The sequence below is a fragment of the Streptomyces sp. CB09001 genome, from assembly GCF_003369795.1.
GTDB lineage: Bacteria > Actinomycetota > Actinomycetes > Streptomycetales > Streptomycetaceae > Streptomyces.
In genome coordinates this window covers 6,759,306-6,784,713 of sequence record NZ_CP026730.1, presented here as the reverse complement: position 1 = coordinate 6,784,713, position 25,408 = coordinate 6,759,306, and the positions used below count along the sequence as shown (strand labels likewise).

General features: G+C 73.9%; 27 protein-coding genes and 1 tRNA gene. 8 read left to right on the top strand and 20 right to left on the bottom strand.

The genetic code is table 11. The features are described from left to right. Window positions 1-13: 13 nt before the first annotated feature. Complete coding sequence (locus C4J65_RS31280; protein WP_115745445.1) at window positions 14-1,201, bottom strand: thiolase family protein; 1,188 nt, start codon at window positions 1,199-1,201, stop codon at window positions 14-16. A 178-nt stretch (window positions 1,202-1,379) separates the two neighbouring features. Between C4J65_RS31280 and C4J65_RS31275 the strand changes: the two genes are divergently transcribed. The 8 genes from C4J65_RS31275 (at window position 1,380) to C4J65_RS31240 (ending at window position 7,782) form a co-directional block, all read left to right on the top strand. After that, window positions 1,380-2,189 (top strand): alpha/beta hydrolase, encoded by an 810-nt coding sequence (locus C4J65_RS31275; protein ID WP_115745444.1) that lies wholly within the window; start codon window positions 1,380-1,382, stop codon window positions 2,187-2,189. Window positions 2,190-2,276: 87 nt separating this feature from the next. Next, the gene (locus tag C4J65_RS31270) at window positions 2,277-2,597 is read left to right on the top strand and encodes a WhiB family transcriptional regulator (protein WP_115745443.1); all 321 of its coding nucleotides are present in this window, start codon (window positions 2,277-2,279) and stop codon (window positions 2,595-2,597) included. Further along, a complete protein-coding gene (locus C4J65_RS31265) occupies window positions 2,543-2,875 on the top strand; it encodes a DUF3140 domain-containing protein (protein WP_115745442.1) in 333 nt (110 codons plus the stop codon). The genes C4J65_RS31270 and C4J65_RS31265 overlap by 55 nt, the downstream gene beginning before the upstream one ends. Window positions 2,876-2,877: 2 nt before the next feature. Beyond that, entirely contained in the window at window positions 2,878-3,528 is a 651-nt protein-coding gene (locus C4J65_RS31260) for an endonuclease (protein WP_115745441.1), read from the top strand. A gap of 137 nt (window positions 3,529-3,665) precedes the next feature. Next, window positions 3,666-4,511, top strand: a complete 846-nt coding sequence (locus C4J65_RS31255) for a hypothetical protein (protein WP_115745440.1) — start codon at window positions 3,666-3,668, stop codon at window positions 4,509-4,511. A gap of 112 nt (window positions 4,512-4,623) precedes the next feature. Then, window positions 4,624-6,024 (top strand): gamma-glutamylpolyamine synthetase GlnA3, encoded by a 1,401-nt coding sequence (gene glnA3, locus C4J65_RS31250; protein ID WP_115745439.1) that lies wholly within the window; start codon window positions 4,624-4,626, stop codon window positions 6,022-6,024. A gap of 1 nt (window position 6,025) precedes the next feature. After that, window positions 6,026-7,174 carry an amidohydrolase family protein gene (locus tag C4J65_RS31245; protein WP_115745438.1) on the top strand — a complete coding sequence of 383 codons (1,149 nt, stop codon included), beginning with the start codon at window positions 6,026-6,028 and terminating at the stop codon, window positions 7,172-7,174. An 80-nt stretch (window positions 7,175-7,254) separates the two neighbouring features. Then, window positions 7,255-7,782 (top strand): NUDIX hydrolase family protein, encoded by a 528-nt coding sequence (locus C4J65_RS31240; protein ID WP_059297121.1) that lies wholly within the window; start codon window positions 7,255-7,257, stop codon window positions 7,780-7,782. A 13-nt stretch (window positions 7,783-7,795) separates the two neighbouring features. Here the strand turns inward: C4J65_RS31240 and mnhG are convergent, their stop codons facing one another. The 19 genes from mnhG to C4J65_RS31145 all read right to left on the bottom strand — a co-directional run bounded on the left by mnhG (window position 7,796) and on the right by C4J65_RS31145 (window position 25,384). After that, complete coding sequence (gene mnhG / locus C4J65_RS31235) at window positions 7,796-8,161, bottom strand: monovalent cation/H(+) antiporter subunit G (RefSeq protein ID WP_115745437.1); 366 nt, start codon at window positions 8,159-8,161, stop codon at window positions 7,796-7,798. Then, on the bottom strand, window positions 8,158-8,475 hold the full coding sequence (locus tag C4J65_RS31230; protein WP_115745436.1) for a monovalent cation/H+ antiporter complex subunit F: 318 nt from the start codon (window positions 8,473-8,475) through the stop codon (window positions 8,158-8,160). The genes mnhG and C4J65_RS31230 overlap by 4 nt, the downstream gene beginning before the upstream one ends. After that, window positions 8,472-9,071 carry a Na+/H+ antiporter subunit E gene (locus C4J65_RS31225; RefSeq protein WP_115745435.1) on the bottom strand — a complete coding sequence of 200 codons (600 nt, stop codon included), beginning with the start codon at window positions 9,069-9,071 and terminating at the stop codon, window positions 8,472-8,474. Before C4J65_RS31225 ends, C4J65_RS31230 begins: the two co-directional genes overlap by 4 nt. Next, window positions 9,068-10,711, bottom strand: coding sequence for a Na+/H+ antiporter subunit D (locus C4J65_RS31220; RefSeq protein ID WP_115745434.1), 1,644 nt, complete (start codon window positions 10,709-10,711; stop codon window positions 9,068-9,070). The genes C4J65_RS31225 and C4J65_RS31220 overlap by 4 nt, the downstream gene beginning before the upstream one ends. A gap of 289 nt (window positions 10,712-11,000) precedes the next feature. Beyond that, window positions 11,001-11,765, bottom strand: coding sequence for a Na(+)/H(+) antiporter subunit C (locus C4J65_RS31215; RefSeq protein WP_115745433.1), 765 nt, complete (start codon window positions 11,763-11,765; stop codon window positions 11,001-11,003). Beyond that, complete coding sequence (locus C4J65_RS31210; protein ID WP_115745432.1) at window positions 11,762-14,665, bottom strand: Na+/H+ antiporter subunit A; 2,904 nt, start codon at window positions 14,663-14,665, stop codon at window positions 11,762-11,764. The genes C4J65_RS31215 and C4J65_RS31210 overlap by 4 nt, the downstream gene beginning before the upstream one ends. 116 nt (window positions 14,666-14,781) lie before the next feature. Beyond that, a tRNA-Pro gene (locus C4J65_RS31205) sits at window positions 14,782-14,855 on the bottom strand. 105 nt (window positions 14,856-14,960) lie between these two features. Next, window positions 14,961-16,265, bottom strand: coding sequence for an MFS transporter (locus tag C4J65_RS31200; protein ID WP_115745431.1), 1,305 nt, complete (start codon window positions 16,263-16,265; stop codon window positions 14,961-14,963). Between the two features lie 151 nt (window positions 16,266-16,416). Then, window positions 16,417-16,776 carry an MmcQ/YjbR family DNA-binding protein gene (locus tag C4J65_RS31195; RefSeq protein ID WP_162833436.1) on the bottom strand — a complete coding sequence of 120 codons (360 nt, stop codon included), beginning with the start codon at window positions 16,774-16,776 and terminating at the stop codon, window positions 16,417-16,419. A 30-nt stretch (window positions 16,777-16,806) separates the two neighbouring features. Next, entirely contained in the window at window positions 16,807-17,352 is a 546-nt protein-coding gene (locus C4J65_RS31190; RefSeq protein WP_115745429.1) for a GNAT family N-acetyltransferase, read from the bottom strand. Then, window positions 17,349-17,927 (bottom strand): XRE family transcriptional regulator, encoded by a 579-nt coding sequence (locus C4J65_RS31185; RefSeq protein ID WP_115745428.1) that lies wholly within the window; start codon window positions 17,925-17,927, stop codon window positions 17,349-17,351. Before C4J65_RS31185 ends, C4J65_RS31190 begins: the two co-directional genes overlap by 4 nt. A 46-nt stretch (window positions 17,928-17,973) precedes the next feature. Then, a complete protein-coding gene (locus C4J65_RS31180) occupies window positions 17,974-18,876 on the bottom strand; it encodes a LysR family transcriptional regulator (protein ID WP_115745427.1) in 903 nt (300 codons plus the stop codon). Between the two features lie 29 nt (window positions 18,877-18,905). Next, window positions 18,906-20,099: a glycine C-acetyltransferase gene (locus C4J65_RS31175; RefSeq protein WP_115745426.1), complete on the bottom strand. Its 1,194-nt coding sequence runs from the start codon at window positions 20,097-20,099 to the stop codon at window positions 18,906-18,908. Between the two features lie 39 nt (window positions 20,100-20,138). Continuing rightward, a complete protein-coding gene (gene tdh, locus C4J65_RS31170; RefSeq protein WP_115745425.1) occupies window positions 20,139-21,167 on the bottom strand; it encodes an L-threonine 3-dehydrogenase in 1,029 nt (342 codons plus the stop codon). 199 nt (window positions 21,168-21,366) lie between these two features. Then, the gene (locus C4J65_RS31165; RefSeq protein WP_115745424.1) at window positions 21,367-21,942 is read right to left on the bottom strand and encodes a GAF domain-containing protein; all 576 of its coding nucleotides are present in this window, start codon (window positions 21,940-21,942) and stop codon (window positions 21,367-21,369) included. After that, on the bottom strand, window positions 21,939-22,568 hold the full coding sequence (locus tag C4J65_RS31160; protein ID WP_115745423.1) for an ATP/GTP-binding protein: 630 nt from the start codon (window positions 22,566-22,568) through the stop codon (window positions 21,939-21,941). Before C4J65_RS31160 ends, C4J65_RS31165 begins: the two co-directional genes overlap by 4 nt. Next, a complete protein-coding gene (locus C4J65_RS31155) occupies window positions 22,546-22,920 on the bottom strand; it encodes a DUF742 domain-containing protein (RefSeq protein WP_115745422.1) in 375 nt (124 codons plus the stop codon). Before C4J65_RS31155 ends, C4J65_RS31160 begins: the two co-directional genes overlap by 23 nt. Before the next feature lie 2 nt (window positions 22,921-22,922). Then, on the bottom strand, window positions 22,923-23,357 hold the full coding sequence (locus C4J65_RS31150) for a roadblock/LC7 domain-containing protein (protein ID WP_115745421.1): 435 nt from the start codon (window positions 23,355-23,357) through the stop codon (window positions 22,923-22,925). Window positions 23,358-23,461: 104 nt separating this feature from the next. Then, the gene (locus C4J65_RS31145; RefSeq protein ID WP_115745420.1) at window positions 23,462-25,384 is read right to left on the bottom strand and encodes an ATP-binding protein; all 1,923 of its coding nucleotides are present in this window, start codon (window positions 25,382-25,384) and stop codon (window positions 23,462-23,464) included. Window positions 25,385-25,408 lie beyond the last annotated feature (24 nt).

Genomic DNA, 25,408 nt, shown 5'->3' with positions numbered 1-25,408 from the left:
GGCCGAATGGGGCCTAGTGACGTTCGACGAGGACCGCGCTGCCCTGCCCCACGCCCACGCACATCGTGGCCAGTCCGCGCCCGGCCCCCGTGCGGCGCATGCGGTGGAGCAGGGTGGTGAGGATGCGGGCGCCGGAGCAGCCGAGCGGGTGGCCCAGCGCGATGGCCCCGCCGGTGGGGTTGACCAGGTCGGGGTCGATGCCGAGCCGGTCGACGCAGGCCAGGGCCTGGGCGGCGAACGCCTCGTTGAACTCGGCCTCCGCGAGGTCGTCGACGCCCCAGCCGGCCCGGGCGAGGACCTTGCGGGTGGCGGGGACCGGGCCGATGCCCATGACGTCGGGGTGGACACCGGCGGAGGCGCCCGCGACATAGCGGCCCAGCGACTCCAGGCCGAGGTCGTTCAGGGCCTCCTCGCTGACCAGCAGGAGGCCCGCGGCGCCGTCGTTCATCGGGGAGGCGTTGCCCGCGGTGACCGTGCCGCCGGGGCGGAAGACGGGCTTGAGGCGGCCCAGCTTCTCCAGGGAGGTGTCCTCGCGGACGCACTCGTCGGTGTCGACGACCACGCCGTCGGGGCGCTCGACGGGGAGGATCTCGTCGTCGAAGCGGCCGTTCTTCCGGGCCTCGGCGGCCAGGCGGTGGCTGCGCAGGGCGAACGCGTCCTGGCGTTCGCGCGGGACGCCGTACCGCTCCGCGACCTCCTCGGCGGTCTCCCCCATGGCGAGCAGGCCGTGCAGGTCCTTCATCGCCGGGTTGACCAGGCGCCAGCCGAGCCTGGTGTCTGCGGTCTCGATGCGGTGCGGCAGCGCCTCGTCGGGGCGGGGCAGCACGAAGGGGGCGCGGCTCATGGACTCGGAGCCGCCCGCGAGGACGATGTCGGCCTCGCCCGCGGCGATGGTGCGGGCGGCGGTGGTGACGGCTTCGAGGCCGGAGGCGCACAGCCGGTTGACGGTGGCGCCGGGCACGGTCTCGGGCAGGCCCGCGAGCAGGGCGGCCATCCGGGCGACGTTGCGGTTGTCCTCGCCCGCCTGGTTGGCGGCGCCCCAGTACACGTCGTCGATCCGGGCCGGGTCCAGCGCGGGCACGTCGGCGACCAGGCCGCGGATCACGGCGGCGGCGAGGTCGTCGGGCCGTACGGTGGACAGCGCACCGCGCAGCTTGCCGATCGGGGTGCGGCGGGCGGCCGCGAAGTGGACGGGACGCACGAGGGACTCCTGACCGTCGTCGCGCGGTCACCGGACGGCGCACCGCCGCCGCGTCGACCACCACGAACCTTGATGATCACTACTCTTAATTAGCACTGCTAGTTTTGGACTATAGACCGCCGGACGGCGTCCTGGGAAGATCCTCCGGAGGACCGTCACCGACGCAGCCGGAGGAGCCATGGCCGAGGCCCGCGAGCACACGCTGACCGGAACGCGGGGGCGGATCGCCGTCCGCGAGTGGCCCGCCGGGCGTCCCCGCTACGTTGCGCTGCTGGTCCACGGATACGGCGAGCACGCCGGGCGCTACGAGGAGGTGGCCGGCGTCCTGACCGGCCACGGCGCTGCGGTCTACGCGCCGGACCACACCGGGCACGGGCGCTCGGACGGCGAGCGGGTGGTCGTCGAGGACTTCGAGGACGTGGTCACCGACGTGCGCGCCGTGGCGGACCTCGCCCGCGCCGCCCACCCCGGCCTGCCCCTCGTCATGGTCGGCCACTCCATGGGCGGCCTGATCGCCGCCCGCTACGCCCAGCGCCACCAGGGCGAGCTGACGGCGCTGGTGCTGTCGGGACCCGTCATCGGCGACTGGGAGCTGCCGCGCCGGCTGCTCGCCCTGGAGGAGATCCCCGACACCCCGATCAGCCCGGCCTCGCTCTCCCGGGACCCGGCGGTGGGAGCGGCGTACGCGACCGACCCGCTGGTCTGGCACGGGCCGATGAAGCGGCCGACGCTTCAGGCGTTCGTGCGGACGCTGGAGACCGTGGCCAAGGGCGGCGACGTGGGCCGGCTGCCGCTGCTGTGGGTGCACGGGGACGACGACCGGCTGGTGCCGCTGCCCGGCAGTCGCGTCGGCGTGGAAGCGCTGAGCGGCGGCGACCTGACCGAGCGGATCTACCCGGGCGCCCGGCACGAGGTCTTCAACGAGACGAACCGGGCGGAGGTCTTCGCGGACGTCACGCGCTTCCTGGACGGTGTTCTCGCCCGCTGAGGCGGCGGGGCGCCGGGGCGTCCGGCGTCCGGTCCCGGGGGTGCACGGGGCGTTTGTCCCCCGCTCCCCCTGGGCACCCGCGCCCGCATGGAGTGGTTGCGCCGCGCCGCCTGCGTGGATGAGGACCCCGATCTGTTCTTCCCGGTGGGCACCGCCGGACCCGCCCTGCGGGACACGGCGGCCGCCAAGCGCGTCTGCGCCAGATGCCCGGTGACCCCCGAGTGCCTGACGTTCGCGCTGGAGTCGGGGCAGACGTCGGGTGTGTGGGGCGGCACCGACGAGGCGGAGCGCGACGCACTGCTCCGGCTGAGCACGCAACACGCACGTACGCACGACGAAATGAGGGACACCTCATGGCCGACGCCGTCGAACTCGACGCGCTGTGGGAGGACTTCCACCGCGTGGTGAACATGACCTCCGCGGAACTCGCGGACTGGCTCCGGGTGCGCGACTCCGGCGAGCTGACCGAGCCGCTGCCGGACGACGCCGGGCCGCCGCTGGGACGGCACGTCCTCGCGATCCTGCAGAAGCGGCGCACCGACCTGACCGAGGACGACCTGGGCGCCATGCGCGAGGTCGTGGACACCGTGACCTCGCAGACCGACCTGGAGAACGAGCCCACCGCCGAGGACACCCGCCTGCGGCACCGGCTCATGACGGTCGGTCACGACCCGCTGAAGCCGTAGCCGTGGGCCGCGACCAACGGCGGACCGTGCGCGAACTCGTCGACGCGCACGGACAGACGTACGCCGAAGAGGCGGGCATCCGGCTGAAGGACACCCCGCAGCCGCTGTACCGGCTGCTGGTCCTCGCGCACCTGCTCAGCGCCCGGATCAGCGCTTCCATCGCGGTCGCCACCGCCCGTGCCCTGAGCGGGGCGGGACTGCGCGACCCGCGCCGCATGGCCGAGGCGACCTGGCAGGAGCGGGTGGACGCGCTCGGGCGGGGCGGCTACCGGCGCTACGACGAGCGCACCGCCACGCAGCTCGGCGAGGCCGCCGAACTGCTGACCGAGCGGTGGGGCGGCGACCTGCGCCGGCTCCGCGACGAGGCGGGCGGCGACGTCTTCGAGGTGCGGCGGCTGCTCCAGGAGTTCCCCGGGGTGGGGCCGACCGGTGCGGACATCTTCCTGCGGGAGGCCCAGCTGGTCTGGCCGGAGGCGGGTCCCCGTCTGGACCGCAAGGCCCTCCGGGGCGCGGAGCGACTCGGTCTGCCCGGAGACCAGGACCGCCTCCTCGCCCTGGCGGGGAAGACGGAACCGGCCGTCCTCGCCGCCGCCCTGGTGCGCGCGGCGGTGGACAAGGAGGTGGCCGAGGACACCCTCGACCGCGTCGGCTGAGGGCGCCGGGCCCGGCGGTCCGGCCCGCTCCCGCCGCCCGGCGGCACCGGTCACCCGAACAGGCCCGTGCACTGGTGCGCCCCCGGCCCCGGTGATGCGCTGAGGACACCGTTTCCCGTCCCAGGAGGCATCCCGCGATGAGCCGTCGTCCGTCCCACCCCGTCCGTCTCCTGGCCTCCGCCCTGGCGGCGGGCGCGCTGCTGACCACCGCGGCCTGCTCGGACGACGGCGGGTCGCAGAGCGCCTCGGACACCGCCGCCGAACAGGCCGGGGTCGCCCCGCCCGACGCCGCGAAGCGGACCCCCACCGGCTCCCCCAGTGCCTCCCCCGCCGCCCTCACCGAGGCCGGTGCCAAGGCCGCCCTGCTCACCGAGGCCGACCTGGAGGGCGACTGGAACCAGGTCCAGGACGCGGACAAGTGGCGCGACCGGCTGCTCGTCGGCCAGGTCGACGTGGCCGACTTCCTCACCGCGAAGTCCAACGCGACGGACTGCCAGGCGCTGTTGGACGCCCTCTACGACGACGGCCTGCTGGGCGACCCGTCGGGACCGTCGGCGCTCACCGGCTTCGAGCAGGGCGACTCCCGCCTGCTGGAGCAGGTCGCCGGGTACGACCGCGCGGGTCTGGACGCCCGGATGAAGTGGCTGGGGACCCTGCCGGACACCTGTGACGAGTTCACCGCCACCGGCTCCGGGGGCGCCAAGCGCACGGTCCAGGTGACCGAGACGTCGGTGCCCGACGTGGGCGACGCCCGTACCGGGCTGCGGGTGAGCGTCCGGGGGGACGCCGACGGCGGCCCCGTCACGCTCACCCTGGACATCGCCACGGTGCGCGTCGACACCTCCGCCGTCACCGTCATGGGCGGCGGCCTGGAGGGCGGGCAGACCGACTCGGTCGAACAGGCGGTGCGGCAGGGCACCGAGCGTCTGCGGACCGTCCTGGACGGCGGGACCCCCTCCCCACAGCCGACCCCCATGGACTGATCCCGGCCGGCCTTCGCCGCGTCGAGCGCACATCCGGCGAAACCCGGACAGGGTGATCACCGGACGGCACAATGGTGCGCGACGGACGGCGCACGCGCGAAGGAGCCGACACGTGAGCGAGAGCGACCCCGTGCCCGGCGGGCGCCCCGGCGAGGTCGAGCGGGCCACCGCACTGAGCGGGGAGCTGACCGGACGGGGCGTGCACGGCGTGGTGCTGGCGTACGTCGACACCGCCGGGATCGCGCGGGTGAAGACCGTGCCCACCGCCAGGCTCGCCACGGCCGCTGCCTGGGGCGTGGGCATGTCGCCGGTGTTCGACACCTTCCTGGCCGACGACTCGATCGTCGGCACGGACGTCCTCGGCTCCCCCGACGGCGACCTGCGCCTCTATCCCGACCTCGACCGGCTGACCGTGCTCGCGGCGCAGCCCGGCTGGGCATGGGCGCCGGTGGACCGCATCACGCAGGAGGGCGACCCGCATCCGGCGTGCGGGCGCACCGTCCTGCGCCGCACCACGGCCGGCTCCGCCGAGCGGCACGGCATCACGTTCAGGGCCGCGGTCGAGATCGAGTGGGTCGTGGGCCGGGACGACACGGACGGCGGCGCGTTCGTCCCGGCGGTGTCCGGACCGGCGTACGGCGCGGCCCGGCAGGTCGAGCTGAGCGACTGCGCCGCCGACCTGCTGGCGGCGCTGGCGGCGCAGGGCGTGGACGTGGAGCAGTTCCATCCCGAGTACGCGGCGGGGCAGTTCGAGGTCTCGGTGGGTGCGCTCGACCCGGTGGCGGCGGCCGACCACAGCGTGCTGGTGCGGCAGACGATCCGTGCGGTGTCCCGGCGGCACGGGCTGCGGGTCTCCTTCGCCCCGGCGGTCCTCGGACAGGGCGTCGGCAACGGCGGGCACCTCCACCTCTCCGCCTGGCGCGACGGGAGGAACCTGCACGCGGGCGGGACCGGCCGGTACGGCATGACCGCCGAGGCGGAGTCCTTCGTGGCCGGGGTGCTCGACCACCTCCCGGCGCTCACGGCGCTGACCGCGCCGAGCCCGGCCAGCCGACTGCGGCTGCGGCCCTCGCAGTGGGCCGGGGTGTTCACCGCCTGGGGCCGGGAGACCCGCGAGGCCGCGCTGCGGATCGTCACCGGCACCGCCGGGATCCGCCACCGCGCGGCCAACCTGGAGGTGAAGCCGGTCGACCTCGCCGCCAACCCCTACCTCGCCCTCGCCTCGGTGATCGCCGCCGGACTGGACGGGCTCACCGCGTCCGCCCCGCTGCCCGAGGAGATCACCGGCGACCCGGCCCGGCTCGAAGCCGCCGAGGCCGCTGCCCGGGGCGTGCGGCGGCTGCCGGTCACGCTCACGGAGTCGGTGGCCGCCTTCCGTACCGACGGCGTACTGCGCGAGGCGCTGGGTCCGGTGCTGGCCGACGCGGTGATCGCCGTACGGCTGGGCGAGGCCCGGTCGGTCGAGGGGCTGGACGACGACGGTGTGGCGGCGGCCTACCGCTGGAAGTACTGAGATGGCCGCCGGACCCGTGCACGAGCGGCTGGCCGCGCTGGAGCTGGTGGACCACCACTGCCACGGCGCCGTCACGGACGACCTGGACCGCGCGGGTTTCGAGTCCCTGCTCACGGAGGGCGAGGCGTGGCCCGGCGTCTCCCCCTTCGACAGCCCGGTCGGCCTCGCCGTGCGCCGCCACTGCGCGCCCGTGCTCGGTCTGCCGCGCCACTCACCCGCCGACGCGTACCTGGCCCGGCGGTCGGAACTGGGCGCCGCCGAGGTCAACCGGCGTTTCCTGCGGGCCGCGCGCACCGGCGCGTTCTGTGTGGACACGGGGTACGCCCCGCACCCGGTGACGAGTCCGGCCGGGCTGGCCGAGGCGGCGGACGCGAGGGCGTACGAAGTGGTCCGGCTGGAGGGCGTCGCGGAGGCCGTGGCGGCGGGCGGTGTCGAACCGGACGGGTACGCGCGCGCGTTCCGCTCGGCCGCGTGGGAGGCGGTCCGGCGGCCGGGCGTGGTGGCGGTCAAGTCGGTGGCGGCCTACCGCACCGGGTTCGACCTGGACCCGGCCCGCCCCTCGCCCGGCGAGGTCACCGAGGCCGCCCGGCGCTGGCTCGCGCGCGGCGGCGGCCGGCTCGACGACCCGGTGCTCGTGCGGCACCTGCTGTGGACCGCCGTGGACCTCGGCCGGCCGCTGCAACTGCACACCGGGTTCGGCGACAGCGACATCCGCCTGCACCGGGTGGACCCCGCCCTGCTGACCGACTGGCTGCACCTGACCGCCGGCACCATCCCGGTCCTGCTGCTGCACTGCTGGCCCTACCAGCGCCAGGCGGCCTATCTCTCCGCGGTCTTCGAGCGGGTGTACCTGGACGTGGGGCTCACCCTGCACCACGTCGGCCCCGCGCGGGCGGGCGCGGTCCTCGCGGAGGCACTGGAGATCACCCCGTTCCGCAAGCTGCTCCACAGCTCCGACGCCTATGGACTGGCCGAGTTCCACCACCTCGGGGCGCTGGCCTTCCGGCAGGGACTGGCCGGTCTGCTGCAGGAGCGGCTGGACGCCGACGAGTTGTCCCTCCCGGACGCGTTGCGCCTGGCCCGCTGGGCGGGACGGGACAATGCCCGGCGGGTCTACCGGCTGCCCGGGGGTCCGGCGGACGACGGCTGAGCGGCGTGGGACGGGTCACAGTCCCGGAGCGCCGCCCGGGAAGCACCAACGGCTGAAAGTATGATCAAGCGATGTCTGACATGACCGAAACCACGCCGGGCTGGCTGACGAGCGACGAACTCGAAATGGCGCGCGCCCGCATGCCGATCCTGTACGTCGAGGCCGTGCCCGTGCGGGTGGACGACAGCGGCGAAGTGACCAGCGTCGGCCTGCTCCTGCGCATCGGGCCCGACGGGACGGTCAGCCGGACGCTGGTCTCCGGGCGGGTGCTGCACCACGAGCGGGTCCGGGACGCCCTGCTGCGTCATCTGGAGAAGGACCTCGGCCCGGTGGCGCTGCCCCGGGTACCGTCCTCGCTCCAGCCGTTCACGGTGGCCGAGTACTTCCCGACGCACGGTGTCACGCCGTACCACGACCCCCGGCAGCACGCGGTCTCGCTCGCCTACGTCGTGCCGGTGACCGGTGACTGCCGGCCGCGCCAGGACGCGCTGGACCTGGTCTGGTTCGATCCGCGCGAGGCCCTGTCGGAGGCGGTGCGGAGCGAGATGCCGGGCGGGCACGGGGTGCTGCTGAAGCAGGCGCTGGCGCACGTGGGCTGCGTGGACTGACCGCTCCCCGGGGCTACTCCTCGCGCGGGTCCCCGTCGCTCAGCTGCGGGTCCAGGTCGTCCCGGAGCAGGCCCCGGGACCCCGTCTGCCCGGTGCGGTAGGCGGAGCGGGCCACCAGGTGGGAGGCGACGGGGCTGGTGAGGAACTGGAAGAAGGCGATGAGCGCGAGGGTGCCCACGTCGGTGCCGTGGCGCAGCCTCAGCGCCACCCCGGTGAGGACGAGGAGCATCCCGAGGGTCTGCGGTTTGGTGGCGGCGTGACTGCGGGAGAGCACGTCGGGGAAGCGGACCATCCCGATCACACCCAGGAGGCACTGCAGGCAGCCGAGGAGCAGCAGGACGGTCCCGGCCAGGTCGGCGGCCTCGGCCCAGGCGTTCACCGGTGGTCCTGCCGGCCGTCCGGGCGCACCGCGGGCCGGTCGCGTACGGCGATGAAGCGGGCGATGCCCACCGAGCCGGTGAATCCGAGGAAGGCGAGCACCAGCATCACGGGGAAGTAGAAGGAGTCGCGGTCGTGGGCGGCCTTGACGCCGATGCCGGCGATGATGAGCGCCGCGGCCACGTCCAGGGCCACGGCGCGGTCCAGCATCGAGGGGCCGTACCAGATCCGGTACAGCAGCAGTACGCCGGCGACGAGGATCATCGCGAGCGCGGCGACGAGCATGGCGTCTTCGACGGCGTGCAGGGTGGTCACGACGGGGGCTCTCCTTCCGGTACGGGACGGGCGGCGTCCGCGATGTCCTCGGCGGTGCCGAAGGCGCGGGCGACGAGTTCCTCCATGCGCCACACCTGCCGCTGGGCGCCCTCGATCTCGCCGGGGTTGCCCGCGTCGAGGACGTGCAGGAACAGGGTGGCCGTCGACCGGCGCACCTCGATGACGGAGCCGCCGGGGACGTTGGAGACGGCGACGGCGGTGGCCGTGAGCATGAGGTCGCTGCGCACCCGCAGCGGGACGGCCACGACCGCGGCGTGGTAGGGACCCTTGGCGAAGATCTGCCGGGTGACCTCGACGCTGGAGGAGAACATGTCGAACAGCAGGTAGGCCGCCAGGCGCAGGACGCCCAGGGGGCGCAGCCTGAGGCCGATGTCCACGGCGGGCAGCGGGAAGGCCAGGCACAGGCAGACCGCGACGAGGACGCCGTTGACGAGGTTGGCCCAGGACGGGGTGCCCCACAGCAGGATCCAGATGACGGTGAGCCAGCCGACGAGCGGCAGGTCGAGCACGCGTCGCCCGCGGCCCACGCGGAAGGACCAGCTGTAGGGGGAACGGTCGCGGAAGAGGTTGCTCACCGGCCGAGCACCGCCTCGACATAGGGGGTACGGGCGAGGAGTTCGGTGGCGGCGGCCTGGGTGAAGGTGGTCAGGGGGCCGCCGAACACGGTGTACGACAGGCCGAGCAGCACGGCGGCGCCGGTGGCCACCGGCATCGGCCAGGGCAGCCGTTTGGTGGTGGTGATGGACTGTCCGAGGAAGCCCGCGGCGACCACGGCACCCGCGGGCACCGGCAGCCCGCTCCCGGACCCGGTCGGCCTGTCCTCCTCGTCGTCGCCCGTGTCGTCGGCCGTGTCGTCGGCCGACTCCAGCACGACGCCCTCCTCCTCGGCCCCGGGTGGCGCGTCGCGCCAGAACGCGAGGTTCCAGACCTTCGCCATGACATAGAGGGTGAGCAGGCTGGTGGCGGCGGACCCGGCGACGAGTGCCCAGGCCCAGCCGCCGCCGTCGGCGACGCCCGCGCGCATCAGGCCGAGCTTGCCGATGAACCCGGACAGCGGCGGAATGCCCGCGAGGTTCATGGCGGGCACGAAGAACAGCACGGCGAGCAGCGGCGCCGTCTTCGCGAGGCCGCCGAGGCGGGTGAGTTCCGTGGTGCCGTCGCGCCGCTCGATGAGTCCGGCGACGAGGAACAGGGTGGTCTGCACGGTGATGTGGTGGGCCACGTACACGATCGCGCCGCTGATCCCGCCCCCGCCCGCGAGCGCGATGCCGAAGACCATGTAGCCGATGTGGCTGATGAGCGTGAAGGACAGCACCCGCTTCAGGTCGGTCTGGGCGACGGCGCCGAGGATGCCGACGACCATGGAGGCGAGCGCGGCGAGCATCAGCAGGTCGCCCAGGCGGTGGCCGGGGAAGAGCAGGGTCTGGGTGCGCAGCATCGAGTACACGCCGACCTTGGTCAGCAGACCGGCGAAGACCGCGGTGACGGGTGCGGGGGCGGTGGGGTAGGAGTCGGGCAGCCAGGCCGCGAGCGGGAACACCGCCGCCTTGATGGCGAAGACCGTCAGCAGCATCGCCTCCAGCAGGGTGCGCACACCGAGCGGCACCTCCTGGAGCCGCTGGGCGAGTTGGGCGAGGTTCACGGTGCCGGCGACCGCGTAGGCCATGGCGATGGCGACCAGGAAGAGCACGGAGGAGAACAGCGAGATGATCACGTACGTCGAACCGGCCCGGATGCGGGTCGCGGTGCCGCCGATGGTGAGCAGGACGAAGCTGGCGACGAGCATGATCTCGAAGCCGACGTAGAGGTTGACGAGGTCTCCGGCGAGGAAGGTGCAGGAGACGCCCGCCACCAGGATGAGGTAGGCGGGGTGGAAGACACCTACCGGCGCCTGGTCGTCGCGGTCGGCCATGCCCTGGCCCAGCGAGTAGACGAGGACGAGCAGGGTGACGGCGCTGGAGACGGTGAGCATCAGGCCCGCCAGCCGGTCGGCGACGAGGGTGATGCCGACCGGCGGTGCGAAGTCGCCGAGGTGCACCGTGAGCGGGCCGTGGCGGTCGGCGGCGACCATGAGCACCACGGAGAGCACCAGGACCGCGCCGAGCACGGCGATGCTGATGAAGCGCTGGAACCGGTGCAGCCGGGGCCCGATGGCCAGCTTCAGGCCCGTGACGCACAGGGGCAGCAGGACGGGGAGCGGGACGAGCGCGTTCACCGGAAACTTCCCAGGAAGCCCCGGCCTTCGGTCCCGGGCGGAATCGGCGTTCTGCCCGCAGGGCGGATCTCCGGCCCCGGGACCGGGCAAGCTGCGAGCCGTGCGTCGCGAGAACCAAGCGCGTACACCGTGCTGATCGAGAACCAAGACAGCACATGCACCTCCAAGTTCGTGGTTCCGAACCGGGCTGGTTTCAACCCGGCTGGTGCTGATCGTGGAAGACCTGCCTGGTCGCTGACCCGGCAGGCAGCGTGAGCCAGGAATCTCCCTGCGCCAGTTGGGAGAGGATTCAACTGGTTCCTTCCGTGCCGGCGCCCTCGGGGTCGTCGGGCTGGTCGGGCGGCGCGTGGCAGGAGTCCTCGCCGGGGAGCGAGTCGGGTTCGCGGCCGGTCTCCTCGGGGTCGTTGGAGGGCCCGGCGACGCGGGCCGGGGCCGGTCCGGGGCGGCCGGCCGCGTCGGTGGAGCCCAGCTCCCGGCCTTCCCGGTAGTCCTCGGGGTCGGCGCCGAGGATGTCGTTCCAGAGATTCCCGGAGACGTCGTTGGCACGGGCCTGGTAGGCGCGTTCCTCCCGGACCCGCCGGCGCAGCCGTCGGCGGGCGGCGCGGTAGCGGGCGCGCTGCTCGGCGTCGGCGCCGCCGTCCTCGGCGCGGGCCTCGCGGTAGCGGTCGCGGAGTTCGCCGCGCCGGTCGAGGAACTCGGCGCGCAGGGCGACCAGCCGGTCCTCGGTGTCGTCGCTGATCTCGTCGGAGCCGGTGACCTGGTGGCTGCGGTAGGCCATGGCGAGCAGGAAGGCGGTGGTGGCGAGGGTGATGACGATGGCGGTCAGGGCGATGGCCTGGGGCAGCGGGTCGGTGACGCGGTTGCGGATGATGTGCGGGTAGAGCAGGGGCGCCTCGCCCGCGCTGCCGGTGGCGGCCAGGACCAGCAGGTTGACGCCGTTGCCGAGGACGACGGCGCCGAGCAGGATCCGGGTCAGGGACCGGGTCAGCAGCAGGGTGGCGCCGACGGCGTTGAGGACGGCGGCGGCCACCAGCAGGGACAGGCTCACGGTCATGCGCGGCCCGCCTCCGGGCGCGGCGCGGCCCGCTCGATCTGGCGGTCGATCCGGGCGCCGAGGGCCCGCACGATGTCCAGGACGACGCCGAGCACGAGCAGGTAGACCCCGCAGTCGAAGAGGACGGCGGTGGACAGGTGGGCGTCCCCCCACACGGGCAGGTGGCCGTGCCAGGTCCAGCCGTGCAGCACGGTGCCCTCGCCGAGGCCGCCGAGCGCGACCCCGGTGGACAGGAACAGGCCGAGGCCGGTGAACACGCCCGGTTTGAAGGGCACGGCGTCGGCGAGTTCGTGACGGCCGCCGGCGAGGTAGCGGGCGATGAAGGCGACGCCCGCGGTCAGGCCGGCGACGAAGCCGCCGCCCGGCAGGTTCTCCGCGCACAGCAGCAGGTAGACGGAGAGGACGAGGACGGGGTGGAAGATGAGGCGGGCGACCACCTCCAGGACGAGGGAGCGGCGCTCTGGGGCGAGGGTGGCGCTGGCGGCGAGCCAGGTCCGCTCGGGTGCGCCCTCGTCGCCGCTGGGCAGTCCCGCCGATTCGTACCGGCTCGCCCGCCAGGCGGTGCGCAGTCCGGCGTGCGGATGGTCCCCGGGCAGCGGCAGTACGGGCTGTTCGGCGCCGTCGGCGCGGCGGTGCAGGTAGATGAGGCTGGTGACGCCGATCGCGGCGGCGGCCAGCACCGCGGACTCCCCCATGGTGTCCCAGGCCCGCAGGTCGACGAGGATCGTCGCGACGACGTCCTTGAGCCCGTGGTGCGCGGTCTCCTCGACCATCGCCGCTCCCGCGCTGGCGGCGCGGCGGTGCCCCGCCATGATCCAGACGACGACGGCGACCGCGGCGCCGCCCGCGAGGGCCACGGGCATCCGCAGCAGGCGCCGCCACCGGCTGAAGTTCTCCTCGAAACGCACCGGCATCCGGCGCAGCACCAGCACGAAGACGATCATCGAGACGGTCTCCACGCAGAACTGGGTGAGGGCGAGGTCGGGCGCGCCCTGAGCGACGAAGAGCAGCGCGGTGCCGTAACCGGTGAGGCCGGCGAACACGACGGCCTTCATCCGGCGCCGCACACCCAGGCACAGCAGGGCCGCGGCGCAGGTCAGCAGGGCGACGGCGGCCTGGGCGGGGTGGTCCCACAGGCGCGGGGCGGGCACGTCGGTCCAGGGTTCGTCCGCGGCGAGCACGGCGATCTGTCCGGCGAGGACGACGCTCATGGTCGTGACGAGGTACACCGACAGCGAGCCGCGCTGCACGAAGCCGGTGCACTGCAGGGCGGTGCGCTCCAGGGCGAGCAGCATCCGCCCGAAGACGAGGTCCGCGGAGCGCCAGGCGAGCCGCTGACCGACGCGCGCGACGGGGCTCGCGGCGAGGAACAGCAGGACGCCTCCGGCCCAGGACGCGCCGGACAGGCCGAGGGCGAGGCCCGCTCCGTGCCACAGCGCCAGGTGGTACGGGTGGGCGGGCGCGGGGAACTGCCCGGCGTAGGTGCCCAGCAGTTCCTGGAGCCAGGACACTCCGGGGCCGAGGACGAGGCAGGCGAGGGCGAGCACGGCGGGCGGCGCGAGGAAGGCCGCCGGGACGGGGTGCGCGGCGGTGTCGGGGAGGCCGGGCTTGCGGGCGAAGGCGCCCCACAGGTAGCGCAGCGTGTAGGCGGTGGTCAGGGCGGAACCGACGACGGCCGCGGCGAGCGCCCAGCGGTCGCCGGTGCTCCCGTCCAGGAGTGCCAGGAAGGCTGCCTCCTTGGCACTGAAGCCGAGCAGGGGCGGCACCGCGGCCATGGACGCTCCGGCGAGCACGGCGACGGCGCACACGGCGGGCAGCCGGCGGCCGAGTCCGGAGAGCCTGCGCAGGTCGCGGGTGCCGGTGGCGTGGTCGACGATGCCGGTGACCAGGAAGAGCGGCGCCTTGAACAGGGCGTGCCCGAGGATCATGGCGGTGGCGGCGAGGCCGGTGTCGTGACGGCCCGCGCCGGTGAGGACGGTGAGGAAGCCGAGCTGGCTGACGGTGCCGTAGGCGAGGACGAGTTTCAGGTCGTGCAGCCGGAGCGCCCGCCAGCCGCCGAGCAGCATCGTCACCGAGCCGAGGACGAGCAGGAGCGGGCGCCAGGGCGTGACCTCGGCGAAGGCCGGGGCGAGCCGGGCGACGAGGTAGACGCCGGCCTTGACCATCGCGGCGGCGTGCAGGTAGGCGCTGACGGGCGTGGGGGCGGCCATGGCGTTGGGCAGCCAGAGACTGAACGGCCAGATCGCGGACTTGGACAGGGCGCCGACGAGGATCAGCACGATCGCCGTGGACAGCGCGGCCGACGGGGACGGCGGGTCGGCCAGGATCGCCGAGATGCGGTAGGTGCCCGCCTCGTGCCCCAGGAGCAGGAAGCCGACGAGCATGGTCAGTCCGCCGAGCGCGGTGACCGTGAGGGCCTGCAGGGCGCTGCGCCGGTTCCGCTTGTGGTCGCTGGTCTGGCCGATCAGCAGGTAGGAGAAGACGGTCGTCAGTTCCCAGAAGATGTAGAGCAGGACGAGGTCGTCGGCGAGCACCAGGCCGAGCATGGCCCCGGCGAAGGCGAGGAGGTTTCCGGCGAACCTGCCGAGCTGCCGCGAGCGGTCGTCGAAGTAGGAGGCGCAGTAGACCAGGACGAGGGTGCCCACGCCCGCGGCGAGCAGCACCATGAGTTCGGCGAGGGCGTCCAGTCTCAGCGCCCAGTCCACCTGGTAGGTGGGCAGCCAGCGCCATACGGCGGTGTCCGCGCCGCCCGCGGCCGTCGTGCTCCACCGGGTGGCGGCCCAGGCGGTCGCCGCGGCGGGCGGCAGGGCCAGCAGGAGGAAGGCGCGGGTTCCCCACCGTCGCACCAGCGGCGCGGCGAACGGCGCGAGCGCGAAGTGGCAGAGGATGAGCGCGGACACCCGACAGTGATATATCGGGCATCTCACCCGCGCGCCCAGGCACGCCGCAGGGAGAACAATCGAGGGGCGGTTTCGGATCTCTCCGAAACCGCCCCTCGATCAACGACTGTCTCCAGTCGGGACGACAGGATTTGAACCTGCGACCCCTTGACCCCCAGTCAAGTGCGCTACCAAGCTGCGCCACGTCCCGCTGCCCGCCTGACCTGGGGTTTCCCCCGGCCGAACGTGCAGGAAAACCATACCGCACTCGGACTGGTGGTCGCGCACCGCTTTTCCTGGGCGCGGTCCGGTGGCGTCAGCACTTCTGTGTGCGGGAGGGCTCGGCCGCCCCGGCCGCGGTCCCGCCCGGTCCCGCCGCGGCCGCGTCCACCCGCACCAGTCCGCGCACCGCCGGTATCAGGAGCAGGGCGGCGCACACGGCGAAGCTGGTCGCACCCGCGACGAGCAGTACGTGGTCGGCGCCGAGCGCGGCGGCGGCCGGACCCGCGAGTGCCTGGCCGACCGGCATCATCGCGAGGGAGCCCGCCACGTCGTAGGCGTGGATGCGGTTGAGGACGTCGGGCGGGACCTGAGTCTGCACGCTGGTCGCCCACATGACGCCCCAGAAGGACACGCCGGCCCCGGCGACGGCGGCGCCGGCCGCCATGGCGGGGACGCCGAGCCCCGCGCCGACGCCCGCGGGGAAGGCGGCGAAGCCGACGAGGGCGATCGCGCCGGCCCGGAGCATGCGCACGGGCCGCAGCCGCAGGGCGAGGAGGCCGCCCACGACGGTCCCCGCGCCCAGGGCGGAGTTGACCAGCCCGTAGGCGCGCGGTCCGTGCTCCTGCACCACCTCGGTGGCGACCAGCGGCACGGTCGGGCCCCAGACGGCGATCATGTAGACGCACCAGACGGCTATGACGCTCCACAGCCACCGGCGCGACCGGAATTCCCGCCACCCCTGGACCAGGTCGGCGCGGAAGGCCTTGCTGCCGCGGCCGGACACCGCTCGGCTCCCCGGCGCGAGCGGGGGCAGCCGGAGCAGCAGCAGGCACAGCGCGCTGATCGCGTACGTGGTGGCGTGGGCGGCGAAGACCCCGCCGGGTGAGGCGAAGCCGACCAGGAGACCGGCCACCGCGGGGCCGGCGAGCTGGGCGGCGGACTCGGCGACGCGTATCGCGCCGTTGGCCCCCTGGACGTCGGAGGCGAGCCGGGGCACGGTGCTGGCGACGCCGGGCTGGAAGACGGCGCCCGCGACGCCGTTGGCGAAGCCGATGGCGCAGATCTGCCAGAGCACCACGTGCCCGGAGAAGAAGAGCGCGGCGGCCAGGGCCTGGGTGCCGAGCCGCACCAGGTCGGCGCCGATCATCAGCTTGCGGGTGCTGAAGCGGTCGGCGAGGACTCCGCCGAAGACGACGAGACCGGCGAAGGCGGCGGCCGTCGCGGCCATGGCGAGGCCCACCGCGCCCGCTCCGTATCCATGCTGGAGCAGTCCGGCGGCGAGCGCGACGGGCAGCATGGTGTCGCCGAGGCGGGCCACGGCCCGGGCGGCGAAGAACAGCGCGAAGTCCCGCGACCAGACGGCTCGCCCCGCCGTCGGCCGCGATGACGTACCGGCCATGCCGTGCTCTCCCCTCCCCTTGCGCTCCCCCAGCGCCCGCCCTGCCCTCCCGTGGCACCGTACGTCCGACAGCCGGGACCCCCCTCCGGTCCCGGCTGTCACGCACGTCTCCGGATCATGCCACGGGGCACTGACAACGCCCGAGGGGTTTTCAGCTCCCGGCGGGCAGCCCCAGCCGGGGGTGGGCCTCCAGCAGCCGTGTCGGGGCCGCCTGGCGCCAGGAGTCGGCGAGGATGTCGCGCAGCTCGTCCTCGCCCTCCAGGGCGGCGAGCCGGGCCCGCACCCACGCGAACTGGGCCTCGTGTCCGGCGATCCAGAACTTCTCCGGCTCGGCCAGCACCAGTTCGTCGCGCTCCTCCTTCGGGCAGCGCACCGCGAGGGAGGTCTCGTCCTCGGGCAGCGTCGCGAACATCTTGCCCGCGACCCGGAAGGTGGGCATGCTCCAGGCGGTCTTCTCCGTCGTGTCCGGCAGGGACAGGGCGATACGGCGTACGTCTTCTGCGTCCGGCATGACAGGCACGGTATCCGCCGCCACTGACAATCACCCGGTGCCGGCGGGTGCGCCCAGCCGCACGCCGACCTGCTTGAAGTAGAGCGTCGTCGGCCGCAGTTCCCCGTGCGGGTCCGCCGCGTAGTCGGGGATCGCGCCGGCCCGGGTCCACCCGGCGGTCCGGTACAGGTGCTCGGCCGGGCTGCCGGTCTCGGTGTCCAGGTGGAGGAGGGTGATTCCGGCCGCCGCGGCCGCCTCCTCGGCGGTGGCCAGCAGTCGGCGGCCCAGTCCCCGGCCACGGACCGCGCGGGACACCATGAGCTTGACCAGCTCCGCGCGGTGGCGGCTGTTGGGCTTGTCCGGCAGGGCGAGGCTCACGGTCCCGGTCACCCGGTGCCCGTCCCGTGCCACCCAGACGGCGAGCCGACCGTCGGCGACCGCGGCGGCCCGCCTCCGCCACCAGTCCGCGGCCTCCGCGTGACCGAGCGGGGCGAGGAAGCCGACGGAGGCGCCGCCCGCGACGGTGTCGGTGAGCAGTGCGGCCAAGCCGTCCAGCAGCGCCGTCACCTCGTGCTCGTCGACAGGCTCCACGTTCACGGCAGCACCACCGCCAGCGCGTAGCGGGCACGCTCGGGTCCGGGGCACCGGAACCGCGTCGGCCCCCACACGCGCATCCGCAGGCAGTCACCGGCGGCGAGGTGGTGCTCCACGTCCTGCGCCGTGACCTTCAGGGCCCCCTCCAGGAGCCAGACGTGCTGCTCCAGGCCGGGCACCGGCGGCCGGTCGTAGGCGATGTCGGCGCCCGCCGCGAGCCGTCCGTCGACGAGTTCGCCGCGCAGTCCCGCGTGCGGCGGTGACACCGAGCGGCGCACGAACCCGGCGGCGCGGTCCTCCCACACGGGTTGCTCGGCGGCCCGCACCAGCAGCGCGGGTTCCGCCTCGACCTCGCTGAGCAGCCGGGACATGGTCCGTCCGTAGACCGCGCACAGGCGGTTCAGTACGGCGGCGGTGGGGCTGGTCTCGGCCCGCTCGGCCCGGGACAGCGTGGACCGGCTCACCCCGCTGCGCTCCGCCAGCTCCCCCAGCGACCAGCCGCGTTCGGCCCGCAGTTCGGCCAGCCGGGCGGCGAGCCGGGCGTCCACCGGATCCGCGACGACGTCGTCATGTCTCATATCCGGGACGCTATCCCGTTCGTGAGACGCCCGTGTTACGGAAGGCTCACGCCCGGGCCGCGTCGCCGAGTGCGTCGAGGACCGGGCGGATCAGCGGGTGTTCCTCCGCTCCCCGCCGTACGGCCGCGAAGACGCGGCGGGTGGGCGCCACCCCGTCGACCGGGCGGACGACCACCCCGGTCAGGTCGGTGCCGAGCAGCGCCGAGCGCGGGACGAGCGCCACCCCGGCGTCGGCCGCGGCGAGGGACACCACGGCGCGGAAGTCGTCCGAGGAGTGTTCGAGGCGGGGCTGGAACCCGGCGCTCTCGCAGGCCAGCACGACCACGTCGTGGCACGGGTTGCCCGGGTAGGGGCCGATCCAGGTGTCCTTGGCCAGCTCCGCGAGCGGCACCTCGTCGGCACCGGCGAGGCGGTGGGCGACCGGCACGACCGCGTCGAAGGGCTCGGCGTACAGGAAGACGTGGGTCAGGCGCGGGTCGTCGGCGGGCGGCGCCCCGCGGTACTCGACGGCGACCGCGACGTCGACCTGCCGGTCGAGGACCATCGGCAGGCTGGCGTCGCCCTCGGCGTCCTGGACGCGGATGCGGATGCCGGGCGCCGAGGCGGCGAGGCGCGCCAGGGCGGGCGCGACGACGAGGGCGATGCCGGTCGCGAAGGAGGCGACCGTGACCGTGCCGGCCTCGCCCGAGCCGTAGGCGGCCAGCTCGGCCTCCGCCCGCTCCAGCTGGGCGAGGACGGCGTTGGTGTGGCTGAGCAGGATCTCTCCGGCCGGGGTGAGCCGTACGCCCTTGGCGCCGCGCTCGACCAGGCGGTGCCCGGTCTCCTGCTCCAGCGCGGCGAGCTGCTGGGAGACCGCCGACGGGGTGAGGTACAGCGCGGCGGCCGCCGCTGTCACGGTGCGGTGGTCCGCCACCGCTCGCAGGATGTGCAGCCGCCGCGCCTCGATCATGGGATCGATTCTCTCAGGTCACCGGGGGTTCAGGCGTCGAGCTGCGCCCGGGCCGCGACGAAGGCGTCCACCGCGCGGTGCACGTCGTCCGTGGAGTGGGCGGCGGACAGCTGGACGCGGATGCGGGCCTTGTCCTGCGGGACGACCGGGTAGGAGAAGCCGATCACGTACACGCCGCGCTCCAGGAGCAGCTCCGCCATGCGGCCCGCCTGCGTCGCGTCGCCGATCATGACGGGCGCGATGGGGTGGTCGCCGGGGAGGATGCCGAAGCCCTCCTCGGTCATCCTGCGGCGGAACAGGGCGGTGTTCTCGGCGAGCCGTACGCGCAGGTCGTCGGCGGACTCCAGCAGGTCGAGCACCTTGAGGGAGGCGGCGGCGATCACCGGGGCGAGGGTGTTGGAGAAGAGGTAGGGACGCGAGCGCTGGCGCAGCAGGGCGACGATCTCGGCGCGGGCGGCGACGTAGCCGCCGGAGGCGCCGCCCAGTGCCTTGCCGAGGGTGCCCGTGATGATGTCGACGCGGTCCATGACGCCGTGCAGTTCGGGGGTGCCGCGGCCGCCGGGGCCGACGAAGCCGACGGCGTGCGAGTCGTCGACCATGACCATGGCGTCGTAGCGGTCGGCGAGGTCGCAGATCTCGTCGAGCGGGGCGACGTAGCCGTCCATGGAGAAGACGCCGTCGGTGACGATGAGCTTGCGGCGGGCCTCGCCCGCGGCCTTGAGCTGTGCCTCCAGGTCGGCCATGTCGCGGTTGGCGTAGCGCAGCCGCCTGGCCTTGGACAGCCGGATGCCGTCGATGATCGAGGCGTGGTTGAGGGCGTCGGAGATCACCGCGTCCTCGGGGCCGAGGAGGGTTTCGAAGACGCCGCCGTTGGCGTCGAAGCAGGAGGAGTAGAGGATCGTGTCCTCCTGGCCGAGGAACGCGGAGAGCCGGGCCTCCAGTTCCTTGTGCACCTCCTGGGTGCCGCAGATGAAGCGCACGGACGCCATGCCGTAGCCCCAGCGGTCCAGCGCCTCGTGGGCGGCGGCGACGACCTCGGGGTGGTCGGCGAGGCCGAGGTAGTTGTTGGCGCAGAAGTTGAGGACCTCGCCGGGGCGGCCGCCCGCGGTGACGTTGACGGTCGCGGACTGCGGGGTGCCGATGACGCGCTCGGGCTTGTGCAGGCCGGCGGCGCGGATCTCGTCGAGGGTGGCGCGCAGGTCGTCGCGCACGGAGTCGAACATCTCAGAAGCTCCTGGAGATACGGGAGTTGCGGGGTTGGCTTACGCGGTCCAGTCGAGGATGACCTTGCCGCCGCGGCCGCTCGCGGCGTCGGCGAACGCGGCCTCGAAGTCGCGGTGGGAGTACCGGCCGGTGATCACCGGGGCGAGGTCGAGGCCGCCTTCGAGCAGCACGGACATGGCGTACCAGGTCTCGAACATCTCGCGGCCGTAGATGCCCTTGACGGTGATCATGGAGGTGACGACGCGGGCCCAGTCGACCGGGAACTCCTCGGCGGGCAGGCCGAGCATGGCGATCCGGCCGCCGTGCGTCATGTTGGCGATCATGTCGCGCATGGCCTCGGGGCGGCCGGACATCTCCAGCCCGATGTCGAAGCCCTCGCGCAGGCCCAGCGCGCGCTGTCCGTCGGCGATGGTGGCGTCCGAGACGTTCAGGGCGAGGCTGACGCCGACCTTGCGGGCCAGTTCCAGCCGCTCCTCGCTCACGTCCGTGATGACGACGTTGCGGGCACCGGCATGCCGGGCCACGGCGGCGGCCATCAGCCCGATCGGTCCGGCGCCGGTGATGAGGACGTCCTCGCCGACCAGCGGGAAGGACAGCGCGGTGTGCACGGCGTTGCCGAACGGGTCGAAGATCGCGGCCACGTCGAGGTCGACGGGGACCCGGTGCACCCAGACGTTGGACGCGGGCAGGGCCACGTACTCGGCGAACGCCCCGTCCCGGCCGACGCCGAGGCCGACGGTGGCGCGGCACAGGTGGCGCCGGCCGGCCAGGCAGTTGCGGCACTTGCCGCAGACCAGGTGGCCCTCGCCGCTGACGCGGTCGCCGGCCTTGATGTCGGTGACGTCGCGCCCGGTCTCGACGACCTCGCCGACGAACTCGTGACCGACGACGAGCGGGGTGCGGATGGCCTGCTGCGCCCAGCCGTCCCAGGCCCGGATGTGCAGGTCGGTGCCGCAGATGCCGGTGCGCAGCACCTTGATGAGTACGTCACCGGACCCGATGGTGGGCTCCGGGATGTCCGCGAGCCACAGGCCGGGCTCCGCCTTCTCCTTGACCAGCGCCTTCAACGCTACGGCTCCTGACGGGGGTGAGGTCCCGGCGGTGGGCATGCCGAGGCGGCCCGCGTCCGGGAAGGGGAGGGGAATCGCACAGCAATCTGCCGTACGGGACCGCCCCCGTCCATCGAGCCTTTCTTAAGCCCGGCCGCAGCTTTCCTTCACGCGCCCGGCGAGGGTCCGCGTACGCCCGGCGAGGGAGCGCCGCCGCTCACAGCGGGAGCCCGTCCTCCGCGCTGCGCTCGATGCGCCGTACGAGGTCGGCCGCCGTCGACTTGATCGTGGCCAGGCCCGCGGTCCCCCAGGTCCGGGGCTGTACGTCGGCGGCGGACACGGTGCCCAGCACCGTCCCGGTGCTGTCGATGAGCGGGGCGCCCAGGTAGGAGCGGATGCCGAACGCGTCGACGACGGGGTTGCCCGCGAAGCGCGGGTAGTCGCGCACGTCCTCCAGGACCAGCGCCTTGCGGCGGACCACCACGTGGGGGCAGAAGCCGTGGTCGCGGGGCTGGACCCGGCCGAACTCGGGGCTGGTCCCGTCGCCCCGCGTCACCGGCGGGACCTCCGGCACCCGCAGTCCGGCGAAGAACTGCCCGCCCTCGACCAGGAAGTTGACCATCGCGTACGGCGCCTCGGCGAGGCCGGCGAGGCGGGCGGCGAAGGCGTCGAGGGCCGGGTCGGCGCGTTCCGCCAGGCCGAGCCGGCGCAGCCGCCGTACCCGGGTGGGGGCCTCCCGGTCCTCGGGGGTGAGCAGCAGACGTCCGGCCGGGCGCGGTGGGTCGTAGCTCATGGGCGGACTCCGGCGCCGAAGCCCGATGCCGGGGCCGGGGTGTGGTCGATGAGGTGGCGTACGAGGGTGAGCAGCGTCTGTACGCCGGAGCTGGAGATCCGGGCGTCGCAGCGCACGATCGGGATCTCGGGGTGCAGGTCCATGGCCGCGCGCACCTCCTCGGGGTCGTAGCGGTAACCGCCGTCGAACTGGTTGATCGCGACGACGAAGCCCAGTCCCCGTTCCTCGAAGAAGTCGACAGCGGCGAAGGACTCCTCCAGGCGGCGGGTGTCGGCGATGATCACCGCCCCGAGCGCGCCCTCGCACAGCTCGTCCCACATGAACCAGAAGCGTTCCTGGCCGGGTGTCCCGAACAGGTACAGGACGTGTTCCGGGTCGAGGGTGAGGCGGCCGAAGTCCATGGCCACGGTCGTTTCGAGTTTGTTCTCGATTCCGTCGAGGTTGTCGGTCGCGGCGCTGACCGTGGTGAGCAGTTCCTCCGTGCTCAGCGGCGCGATCTCGCTGACCGCGCCGACGAAGGTCGTCTTGCCGACGCCGAATCCGCCCGCCACGAGGATCTTCAGGGCGGTGGGGAACGGGTCGGCGCCTTCGCCGTGCGCGTAGTCAGAGCTGTCGTCGTAGTCCATCGAGCACTGCCTCCAGAAGGGCCCGGTCCGTGGGGTGGTGGTGGAACGCGGCGGGGGGTTTGGTGGTCAGCGCGCCGCAGTCGACGAGGTCCGAGAGCAGCACCTTGGTGACCGCCACCGGAAGCCGCAGGTGGGCGGCGAGTTCGGCGACCGGGAGGGGCCCCCGGCACAGGTCGAGTGCCTGGGTGTGCTCGGGTCCGAGGTAGCCGAGGGGGGTCGCCCCGGTGGCCATGACCTGGGACATCAGGTCGAGCGCGACGGTGGGCCGGGTACGGCCGTTGCTGACGGTGAAGGGGCGCACCAGCCGTCCGGCGGCGTCGTCGAGCCAGGGCCCGTCGCCAACCGCGGCCACCGTCAAGGCCTCATCGCCGGGGGTTCGACGGCGTGCTGCCGGGGCGCGGTGGCCAGGTAGGGGCGGACGCTCTTGACGAGCATCGCCATCTCGTAGCCGAGGACCGCCGCGTCGGCTTCGCGGCCGGCCAGCACGGCGAGGCAGGTGCCGGAGCCCGCGGTGGTGACGAAGAGCAGGGTCGAGTCGAGTTCGACGACGACCTGCCGCACGTCCCCGCCGTCGCCGAAGCGGACACCGGCGCTGCGGCCGAGGGAGTACAGGCCGGAGGCCAGGGCCGCCATGTGGTCGGCGCTGTCGGCGTCGAGTCCGTGGACGGACTTCACCAGTCCGTCGGCGGACAGGAGCACCGCGCTGCTGGTGTGCGGCACACGCTGGACGAGGCCGCTCATCAGCCAGTCGAGGTCGGACACTTGGCCGGTCGGCGCATCGCTCGCCATGGTGGATCGACTCCTTGGGGTACGAAGGTCTGCGGGAGCGCTGGTCGTGGGGGTGAGGGTGGTCATGGGGGTGGTCGTCCGGGTGGGGGGGGTCGTGCGGAGGGTCATTCGGGTGTCGCACCCGTATCGCCGTGGGCCGGTGTCAGGGGCGCGGATTCGCTGTGCTGCTGGGCCTCGGCGAGGCCGACGCCGCGCTGGAAGGCGGCCATCAGGCCCGGGTCGTGCCCCGTGTACTGCTCGGTTTCCTGGCGGGGTGCGGGGCCACCGCGCAACTGGGGCGCGATGTGCTCCTGGGCACGGCGGCGCGGCAGTTGGGGTTTCCCCATGGTGCCGCGCACCACGCTGTGCCGCGGGACGGGCGGGGTGGCCGCGTGTTCGGCGAGGACGCCCCGGTCCTCGGGCCGCACACCGGGCACGGCGGCGGCCGGGGTGGGCCGGTTCCGGTGCGTGCCGCGCACGGGCAGCGGCACGGGTTCGCCGTCGGCCCTGCGGGCCTCGACCGGGCCGGGCGCCTCGGAAGCGGTAACGGGAGCGGGCGGGGGCGGGGCGGGAGCCGGGACGACCGGCGACGGTGCGGCCGGAGCGGGTGTGTCGAAGGCCGGCGTGTCGAAGGCCGGGGCGTCGAAGGCCGGGGCGTCGAAGGCCGGGGCGTCATAGGCCGGTACGTCCGGGGACGGTACGTGCGCGGTGGCGGACACGTCCCGAACCTGCGGCAGCGCGGGCGACACGGCCCGCGGCTGCTGCCGGGGCGGCACCACGGTCACCGGTCGGGCACCGGTGACCTGGGCCGGGTGGGCGGCACCCCTGGGGAGCGCGTCCGGCTCCGGACCGAGCAGGGCCTGCGGCACGACCAGGACGGCCTGGACACCGCCGTAGATGTTGGTCTGCAGCCGCACGGTGATCCCGTGCCGCTTGGCGAGCTGGGAGACGACGAACAGTCCGATGCGCCCGTCCGCGAGCAGGCGGGCCACGTTGACCTGGTCGGGGTCGGCGAGCAGGGCGTTCATCCGGTCCTGCTCGCCGACCGGCATGCCCAGTCCGCGGTCCTCGACCTCGACGGCGAGGCCCGAGGTGACGAGGTTGGCGCGCATCAGCACCTGGGTCTGCGGGGCGGAGAACAGGGTGGCGTTCTCGACGAGTTCGGCCAGCAGATGGATGACGTCGGCGACCGCGTGGCCGCGCAGGGTGCCGTTGATCGGTGGGACCAGCCGGACCCGGGAGTACTGCTCGACCTCGGCGATGGCCGAGCGCAGCACCTCGGTCATGTCGACCGGGTTGCTCCACTGACGGCGGGAGACGGCACCGCCGAGCACGGCGAGGTTCTCGGCGTGGCGCCGGATGCGGGTGGCCAGGTGGTCGACGTGGAAGAGGCCCTTGAGCAGGTCGGGGTCCTCGATCTCGTTCTCCAGCTCGTCCAGGATGGAGATCTCCCGGTGCACCAGGGACTGCAGGCGGCGCGCGAGGTTGACGAAGACCTCCAGCTTCTGTTCGCTGCCCGCCTGGCTGGAGAGCTGGGCGGCGCGGACCACCGCGGTGACGGCGCCGTCGTGGGCGCGGGAGAGGTCGGCGGCGAGCAGTTCGAACTCGTCCGCGTCGTCCGGCGGTCCGCCGCGGGGTGTGCGCGGGGTCGGCGACTCGCCCCGGCGCAACGCCTCCACGACGGCGCGCAGGTCGCCCTCCTGGCGCGCGGTGCTGCGGCGCAGCGCTCCCACCCGGTCGTGCACGGACCTCGCGGCACGGTCGGCGGCGACGGCCGCGATGACGACGGCCGCGACGGTCACCGAGACCGCACCCGCGAGTACGCCCCACAGCACCGGGCCGGGCCGGGTGCCGGTGGACCGGACGGTGAACAGGACGACCGCGCAGGCGCTGAGGGCGACCGCGACCGGTGGCAGGACGGCGAGCCTCAGGAGTTGGGGCCGTATGTGGGTCTCGGGCAGCGCGGCGGTGGTACGTGGGGCCGGCCGGCCGTGCCGCCCGCCCTCGCGGCGGTCTGCTCGCGCGGCCGGGGCGCGGAGGTGAGACATCGGTGTCCTCGTACTGGTCCGTGT

Coding starts and splice junctions, on each gene's coding strand:
- C4J65_RS31275 (WP_115745444.1), top strand. CDS start 1,380: ATGGCCGAGGCCCGCGAGCACACGCTGACCGGAACGCGGGGGCGGATC.
- C4J65_RS31270 (WP_115745443.1), top strand. CDS start 2,277: ATGGAGTGGTTGCGCCGCGCCGCCTGCGTGGATGAGGACCCCGATCTG.
- C4J65_RS31265 (WP_115745442.1), top strand. CDS start 2,543: ATGGCCGACGCCGTCGAACTCGACGCGCTGTGGGAGGACTTCCACCGC.
- C4J65_RS31255 (WP_115745440.1), top strand. CDS start 3,666: ATGAGCCGTCGTCCGTCCCACCCCGTCCGTCTCCTGGCCTCCGCCCTG.
- C4J65_RS31245 (WP_115745438.1), top strand. CDS start 6,026: ATGGCCGCCGGACCCGTGCACGAGCGGCTGGCCGCGCTGGAGCTGGTG.
- C4J65_RS31240 (WP_059297121.1), top strand. CDS start 7,255: ATGACCGAAACCACGCCGGGCTGGCTGACGAGCGACGAACTCGAAATG.
- C4J65_RS31215 (WP_115745433.1), bottom strand. CDS start 11,765: ATGACCGTGAGCCTGTCCCTGCTGGTGGCCGCCGCCGTCCTCAACGCC.
- C4J65_RS31200 (WP_115745431.1), bottom strand. CDS start 16,265: ATGGCCGGTACGTCATCGCGGCCGACGGCGGGGCGAGCCGTCTGGTCG.
- C4J65_RS31195 (WP_162833436.1), bottom strand. CDS start 16,776: ATGCCGGACGCAGAAGACGTACGCCGTATCGCCCTGTCCCTGCCGGAC.
- C4J65_RS31185 (WP_115745428.1), bottom strand. CDS start 17,927: ATGAGACATGACGACGTCGTCGCGGATCCGGTGGACGCCCGGCTCGCC.
- C4J65_RS31180 (WP_115745427.1), bottom strand. CDS start 18,876: ATGATCGAGGCGCGGCGGCTGCACATCCTGCGAGCGGTGGCGGACCAC.
- C4J65_RS31175 (WP_115745426.1), bottom strand. CDS start 20,099: ATGTTCGACTCCGTGCGCGACGACCTGCGCGCCACCCTCGACGAGATC.
- C4J65_RS31165 (WP_115745424.1), bottom strand. CDS start 21,942: ATGAGCTACGACCCACCGCGCCCGGCCGGACGTCTGCTGCTCACCCCC.
- C4J65_RS31160 (WP_115745423.1), bottom strand. CDS start 22,568: ATGGACTACGACGACAGCTCTGACTACGCGCACGGCGAAGGCGCCGAC.
- C4J65_RS31150 (WP_115745421.1), bottom strand. CDS start 23,357: ATGGCGAGCGATGCGCCGACCGGCCAAGTGTCCGACCTCGACTGGCTG.
- C4J65_RS31145 (WP_115745420.1), bottom strand. CDS start 25,384: ATGTCTCACCTCCGCGCCCCGGCCGCGCGAGCAGACCGCCGCGAGGGC.